The following is a 6,169-nucleotide window of genomic DNA, read 5'->3' on the forward strand; positions in this document are numbered from 1 at the left end:
AGCGCGGATTTCCGTGACTATGCACCCAACGGGCTGCAAGTCGAGGGCACCCGGCCGGTGCGCCGCCTCGTCTCGGCGGTCACGGCCACGCGGGACGTGATCGAGGAGGCCGAGGCCGCCGGCGCGGACGCGCTACTGGTGCATCACGGCTATTTCTGGAAGGGGGAGCCGGCGGCGCTGACCGGAATGAAGGGGGAGCGGGTGCGCCGGCTGATGACCGCGGGTATCTCGCTGCTCGCCTATCACCTGCCGCTGGATGCCCACGGCGAGCTCGGCAACAATGCCTGTCTCGGCGAGCGTCTCGGCCTGCAGGTCGAGTCGGTACAGCCGGCCGGCGGCGTGCCGGGGCTGCTCTGGTTCGGCACACCCGCGGAAGCGGGGCCCGAAGCGCTCGCCTCCCGTATCGAGACCGTCACCGGGCGCGCGCCCCTTCAGGTGGGGGCGGGACCCGGGCAGCTGCGGCGGGTGGCCTGGTGCACCGGTGCGGCCCAGGGCTTCCTGGGCGAGGCCGTCGCCCACGGCGCGGACGCCTTCATCAGCGGGGAGGTCTCGGAGCGGACCACCCACGAGGCCCGTGAGCTGGGTATCCACTATTTCGCCGCCGGTCACCACGCCACCGAGCGCTACGGCGTGCAGGCCCTGGGTGCCCGTCTCGCGGACGTGTTCGGCCTCGAACATCGCTATATCGAGGACGACAACCCCGTCTGAACAGCCAGCGGGGGATCTGGAAAGAACCATAAGAATCTGTATAAAAAGGGAAAAAACAACAACCTTTGGCCTTTTCGCTTGACGCTTCGCGGTCGATATTGGATCCTAAGGCGCCTTCGATGGGGCGATTGTAGCCGAGCGCCGCGTTTGCGCAGACCGCGGCGTCGCTGGATCTCCAGCCTTAACCCAACGTCAGGGGGACGTGCATGAATCAGGATGGCGCGGATAGGAGCAGACGCCGCTTCCTCACCGGCGCTGTAACCGTCGTGGGCGGTGCGGGCGTCGTGGCGACGGCTGTCCCGTTTCTGTCCTACTGGCAACCCAGCGCGCGGGCCAGGGCCGCTGGAGCGCCGGTGGAGGTGGACATCAGCAAGCTCAGGGCCGGGCAGCGCATATCCGTTGTCTGGCGGGGCAAACCAATCTGGGTATACCGGCGCAGCGAGGCCGCGGTCGATGAGCTGCCGCAGCTCAACGAGCGGTTGAGCGATCCGCAGTCCAAGGTGCCTTCCCAGCAGCCGCCGTACGCGCAGAACATCACCCGGTCGATACGCCCGGAGATCGGGGTCCTCATCCCCATCTGCACCCATCTCGGCTGTATCCCGCTGTACCGCCCGGAGGAGGGTAGCGTCGAGGCTTCCTGGCCCGGCGGCTTCTTCTGTCCGTGCCACGGCTCGAAGTACGACCTCGCCGGGCGCGTTTATTCGGGCATGCCGGCACCGCTGAACCTCCAGGTGCCGCCGTACTGGTATCCCGCGGAGAATAAGCTGATCGTCGGTGAGCATCAGGATGGGGGGGCAGCTTGATGAGTGAAGGCACGAAGACGACGGGGTTCGTGGGCTGGATCGATCGGCGTTTCCCCCTGACCCAGCTCTGGGAAGACCACCTGTCGAAGTACTACGCGCCGAAGAACTTCAACATCTGGTACTACTTCGGCTCGCTGGCACTGCTGGTGCTGGTCAACCAGATCCTCACCGGTATCTGGCTGACCATGAACTACAACCCGAGCGCGGAGGGCGCCTTCGACTCCGTGCTCTACATCATGCGCGACGTGCAGTGGGGCTGGCTTATCCGCTACATGCACTCCACGGGGGCCTCGGCCTTCTTCGTGGTCGTGTACCTGCACATGTTCCGCGCGTTGCTCTACGGCTCGTACAAGAAGCCGCGCGAGCTGCTGTGGATCTTCGGCATGCTGATCTACGTGGCGCTCATGGCGGAGGCCTTCATGGGCTACCTGCTGCCCTGGGGCCAGATGTCCTACTGGGGCGCACAGGTGATCACTTCCCTGTTCGGCGCGATCCCGGGCGTAGGCGACGCGTTGATGACCTGGATCCGGGGTGACTTCAACATCTCCGGCGTCACGCTGAACCGTTTCTTTGCGCTTCATGTGATCGCACTGCCGCTGGTGCTGGTCTTCCTGGTGGTTGCGCACATCCTCGCGCTGCACGAGGTGGGCTCGAACAACCCGGACGGGGTCGACATCAAGAAGAACAAGGACGCCAACGGCGTGCCGAAGGACGGTATTCCCTTCCATCCGTACTACACCGTCAAGGACCTCTTCGGTGTGGGCGTGTTCCTGTTCTTCTTCGCCGCCGTGGTGTTCTTCATGCCGTCGTTCGGCGGGCTGTTCCTCGAGCCGCCGAACTTCCAGCCGGCGGACCCGCTTCAGACCCCCGCGCATATCGCGCCGGTGTGGTACTTCACCGCCTTCTACTCGATCCTGCGCGCGGTGCCGGACAAGCTCATGGGCGTCATCGCGATGGGCACGGCGATCTTCCTCCTGTTCGTGCTGCCGTGGATCGACCGCGGGCCGGTGCGTTCGATCCGCTACCGTGGGTTCAGCTACAAGGTCGCTCTGGCGCTGTTCGCCGTCGCCTTCGTGGTGCTGAGCTACCTCGGGCTGCAGTCCCCGTCGATGATGATCATGGGGCTGTCCGTGAAGGGGTGGGCACGAATCGGCGGGGTCATGTACTTCGCGTTCTTCGTGTTCCTGTGGGTCTACACGTTCTTCGGTTTGGAGAAGACCAAGCCGGTGCCGGCAAGGGTGAAGCACTAATGAGAAAGTTTGCCGTGGCACTGCTGATCGCGCTGCTGCCGGGGATCGCTCTCGGCGCGGAAGGCGGGCAGCACCTGATGAACCCCGATGTCGACGTCTCCAACACGGCATCGCTGCAGCGCGGGGCGAAGTACTTCGCGAACTACTGCATGGGCTGTCATTCCCTGAAGTACCTGCGCTACAGCCGCATGGCCGAGGACCTGAACATCCCCGAGGACGTGGTCGAGAAGACCATGATCTGGGACGGCGGGCAGGTGCACTCGAAGATGATGAGTGCGATGGCCAGCGATGACGGCAAGAACTGGTTCGGCGCCGCGCCGCCGGACCTCTCGCTGACCGTGCGTGCGCGGGGTGCGGACTGGGTATACACCTATCTCAACACCTTCTACCGTGATCCCGAGTCGGATACCGGGGTTAACAACCTGACCCTGCCCGGGGCGTCCATGCCGCACGTGCTGTGGCAGCTGCAGGGCATGCCGGAGCCGGTTTACGGCGAGGGCAGCGGTGGTTCGCTGCACGTCAAGGAGGTCGAGGTCCCCGAGGGGGCCGGGCTGCTCAGCGAGGAGGAATATCACCAGGTCACCCGTGACATCACGAATTTCCTCGCCTATGCGGCGGAGCCCGTGCAGGCTGAGCGGGAGCGGCTCGGCGTCTGGGTCCTGCTGTTCATCGCGGTGTTCACCGCACTCGCCTACCTGCTCAAGCGCGAGTTCTGGAAGGACGTGCATTGATTATGGCTGGTGTGGCATGCGTGCCGGCCTGGGAGCGCTAGATGGCAGCGGTTAGTCGACGCTCGGTGATGACGCTCTTCTCGGGGCCGACGTGTATCTACAGCCACCGGATCCGTCTGGTGCTCGCCGAAAAGGGCATCTCGGTGGAGATCGTCGATGTCGAGCCCGGGGCGCCGATCCCCGAGGACCTCGCGGATCTCAATCCGTACGGGGAGGCGCCGACCCTGGTGGACCGTGATCTCGTGCTCTACGACACGAAGGTGATCGCGGAATACCTCGACGAGCGTTTCCCCCATCCGCCGCTGATGCCCGTGGACCCGGTTTCGCGGGCGAAGGCGCGGCTCGTGATCTCGCGGATCGAGCGTGACTGGGTGCAGAGCCTGGATGCGCTCGACGAGCTCACCGGGAAGGACGCGGAGAAGGGCCGCAAGGCCCTGGCCGAAAGCCTCGTCGCCAGCGACGAGGTCTTTGGCTCAGGCCTGCCGTTCTTCCTCAGCGAGGAGCTGTCGATGATGGACTGCGTCCTCGCGCCGCTGCTCTGGCGACTTCACCACTACGGGGTGGAGATTCCGGCGAGTGCGGAACACATCCAAGCCTACGCCAAGCGCCTGTTCGGCCGCGAGGCGTTTCAGAAGAGCCTGAGCGACGCCGAGCGGGCCATGCAGGCCGTTTAGCCGACTGCGACCGACGAGGGCTCATGACCCCGAAACGACCGTATCTTGTCCGCGCACTCTACGAGTGGATAGCGGACAATGGCCTGACTCCCTATCTCCTCGTGGACACCAGCGTGCCGGGTATCGAGGCACCGCTGGAGTATGCGGACAAGGGCAAGCTTGTGCTCAATGTCGCGCCCCGGGCGGTCCGCGGGCTCGATCTCGGTAACGAGTGGATCAGCTTCAATGCCCGCTTCGGTGGTGCTCCGCGGGACGTATTCCTGCCGGTGTCCGCGGTCCTGGCGATCTACGCCCGCGAGAACGGCCAGGGCATGCTCTTCGGTGAAGAGGACGAAGGCGGTGACGATCACGATCCGCCGCCGGATGGCGGCGGCGACGGCGACGGTAGCGGCACCGGTGGGGACGGCGGCGGCCGCAAGCCCCAGCTGCGCGTCGTGAAGTAGTGATCCCGCAGCGCCGCCGGCCCCGGCGGCGCTTCCTTCCCGTTCAGTCCGTACCGAACAGGGTGTGGTCGATCAGATCGCACAGGCAGTGGATGACCAGCAGGTGCACCTCCTGGATGCGGGCGGTGACCGTGGCCGGCACCCGGATCTCGACGTCCCCCTCGCCCAGCTGACCGGCGATAATGCCGCCGTCCCGCCCGGTCAGGGCCACGGTGTGCACGCCACGCTCCCGCGCCGCGCCCACGGCGGCAACCACGTTGTCGCTGTTGCCGCTGGTCGAGATCGCGAGCAGCACGTCCCCGGGCTGGCCGAGTGCCCGGACCTGGCGGGCGAAGACGTCCCGGTAGCTGTAGTCGTTCGCCACCGACGTGAGGGTGGAGCTGTCGGTGGTCAGCGCGATTGCGGGCAGCCCCGGGCGCTCCATTTCGAAGCGGTTCAGAAGCTCCGAGGAGAAGTGCTGGGCGTCTGCGGCGGAGCCGCCGTTGCCGCAGGAGAGGACCTTGTGCTCGGCCTGCAGGGCGGCGGCCATGCGCTGGCCGGCGGTGATGATGGCCGGGGTAAGCCGGTCCATCGCCATCTGCTTGGTGCGGATGCTCTCGTGGAATTGCTGCGAGACGCGCTCGTGTAGATCCATCGTTTGCCTTGTTTGCCTGATCGTCACTCGTCCGCGCGGAATGCGTCGCGGAGCCATTCGATGCGTCCGTCGCCGTCCACGGTGACCGCGTCGAAGCGGCACGGGGCGTCGTCGGCGCCGTTGCTGTGGAGATAGTACCGCGCCGCCGTTACCAGGCGACGGCGCTTGCCTGCCGTGATGCTCTCCGCCGCGGTGCCGAAGTCGTTGCGGCTGCGCTGGCGCACCTCGACGAAGGTCAGTGTGCCGTTGTCGTCCATCACCAGGTCCAGCTCGCCGCCGCGGCAGTGAACGTTGGCCGCGCGGAAACGCAGGCCCTGGCGTTCCAGGTGTCGTCGCGCCAGTGCCTCGGCATCGGCGCCGCGCTCCCGTGTGGGTCGGCGCGGCCTCATTGTCGCGGTGCGGGGGTCGTCCAGACCGCGGGTGCCTGGCCGTCTCCGGACGCCGGGGCAAGGCCCGGGAGCGGCGGCAGCGGATCGAGCGGCCCGGGCCGGCGCTGGATGTTCTCCCGGGCGGTCGGCCGAAGCCCGCCGGCGGCGACGCGTACGGGGGTGGGCGTGCGGTGAACGATCCCCGCGTCGTCAATCGTGAGGGTGCCGGTCGCGCCGGGTAGCCCGCTCGCCCGCGCGCTGCCGCGCACGAGGCCGATGGCACGGTAGGCGTCCACGCCGAAGGCGAGGAGCCCGGGCAGGGCGTCCATGCTCTGTGACCACTGGTCGACCGCACTGGTGTGCAGTGCCATCAGAGAGGGGTCGTCGAGGGTGCCCAGCAGCCAGGGCAGCTCCACCAGCCGAAGGCCCTCGAGGTCCTGGCGTACGGCGTCGTCCGCCGTGCGCGGGTAGGCGTGGGAGGTTGCGTACACCGCCAGTCCCAGGCCGTGATGGAAGCGGATCTGCGGCATGATCAGCCGTGCCTGCCGGGGGAACGCA

General features: G+C 66.8%; 9 protein-coding genes. 6 read left to right on the forward strand and 3 right to left on the reverse strand.

The genetic code is table 11. The annotated features are described in order from the left end of the window. The 6 genes from G7A99_RS01085 to G7A99_RS01110 all read left to right on the forward strand — a co-directional run. Positions 1-708: Nif3-like dinuclear metal center hexameric protein (locus G7A99_RS01085; protein ID WP_163138677.1), on the forward strand; the 708-nt coding region annotated here is incomplete at its 5' end. A gap of 206 nt (positions 709-914) precedes the next feature. After that, entirely contained in the window at positions 915-1,511 is a 597-nt protein-coding gene (petA, locus tag G7A99_RS01090) for a ubiquinol-cytochrome c reductase iron-sulfur subunit (protein ID WP_026320998.1), read from the forward strand. Next, positions 1,511-2,761 (forward strand): cytochrome bc complex cytochrome b subunit, encoded by a 1,251-nt coding sequence (locus G7A99_RS01095; protein ID WP_018717645.1) that lies wholly within the window; start codon positions 1,511-1,513, stop codon positions 2,759-2,761. The genes petA and G7A99_RS01095 overlap by 1 nt, the downstream gene beginning before the upstream one ends. After that, a complete protein-coding gene (locus tag G7A99_RS01100; protein ID WP_018717646.1) occupies positions 2,761-3,492 on the forward strand; it encodes a cytochrome c1 in 732 nt (243 codons plus the stop codon). Before G7A99_RS01095 ends, G7A99_RS01100 begins: the two co-directional genes overlap by 1 nt. A 41-nt stretch (positions 3,493-3,533) precedes the next feature. Continuing rightward, on the forward strand, positions 3,534-4,166 hold the full coding sequence (locus G7A99_RS01105; protein WP_026320999.1) for a glutathione S-transferase N-terminal domain-containing protein: 633 nt from the start codon (positions 3,534-3,536) through the stop codon (positions 4,164-4,166). A gap of 23 nt (positions 4,167-4,189) precedes the next feature. After that, on the forward strand, positions 4,190-4,609 hold the full coding sequence (locus tag G7A99_RS01110; RefSeq protein ID WP_018717648.1) for a ClpXP protease specificity-enhancing factor: 420 nt from the start codon (positions 4,190-4,192) through the stop codon (positions 4,607-4,609). Positions 4,610-4,652: 43 nt separating this feature from the next. Here G7A99_RS01110 and G7A99_RS01115 read toward each other — a convergent pair whose 3' ends face one another. The 3 genes from G7A99_RS01115 to G7A99_RS01125 all read right to left on the reverse strand — a co-directional run. Then, a complete protein-coding gene (locus tag G7A99_RS01115) occupies positions 4,653-5,243 on the reverse strand; it encodes a phosphoheptose isomerase (protein ID WP_018717649.1) in 591 nt (196 codons plus the stop codon). 23 nt (positions 5,244-5,266) lie between these two features. Then, positions 5,267-5,632, reverse strand: a complete 366-nt coding sequence (locus G7A99_RS01120) for a YraN family protein (protein ID WP_018717650.1) — start codon at positions 5,630-5,632, stop codon at positions 5,267-5,269. Next, a partial coding sequence (locus G7A99_RS01125) for a penicillin-binding protein activator (protein ID WP_205599690.1) occupies positions 5,629-6,169 on the reverse strand: 541 nt, incomplete at its 5' end. The genes G7A99_RS01120 and G7A99_RS01125, both read right to left, overlap by 4 nt.

Source organism: Arhodomonas sp. KWT, assembly GCF_010993615.1.

Excerpts from the sequence above, each read along its gene's own strand:
- G7A99_RS01115 (WP_018717649.1), bottom strand. The coding sequence starts at position 5,243 with ATGGATCTACACGAGCGCGTCTCGCAGCAATTCCACGAGAGCATCCGC.
- G7A99_RS01120 (WP_018717650.1), bottom strand. The coding sequence starts at position 5,632 with ATGAGGCCGCGCCGACCCACACGGGAGCGCGGCGCCGATGCCGAGGCA.
- G7A99_RS01095 (WP_018717645.1), top strand. The coding sequence starts at position 1,511 with ATGAGTGAAGGCACGAAGACGACGGGGTTCGTGGGCTGGATCGATCGG.
- G7A99_RS01100 (WP_018717646.1), top strand. The coding sequence starts at position 2,761 with ATGAGAAAGTTTGCCGTGGCACTGCTGATCGCGCTGCTGCCGGGGATC.
- G7A99_RS01110 (WP_018717648.1), top strand. The coding sequence starts at position 4,190 with ATGACCCCGAAACGACCGTATCTTGTCCGCGCACTCTACGAGTGGATA.
- G7A99_RS01105 (WP_026320999.1), top strand. The coding sequence starts at position 3,534 with ATGGCAGCGGTTAGTCGACGCTCGGTGATGACGCTCTTCTCGGGGCCG.
- petA (WP_026320998.1), top strand. The coding sequence starts at position 915 with ATGAATCAGGATGGCGCGGATAGGAGCAGACGCCGCTTCCTCACCGGC.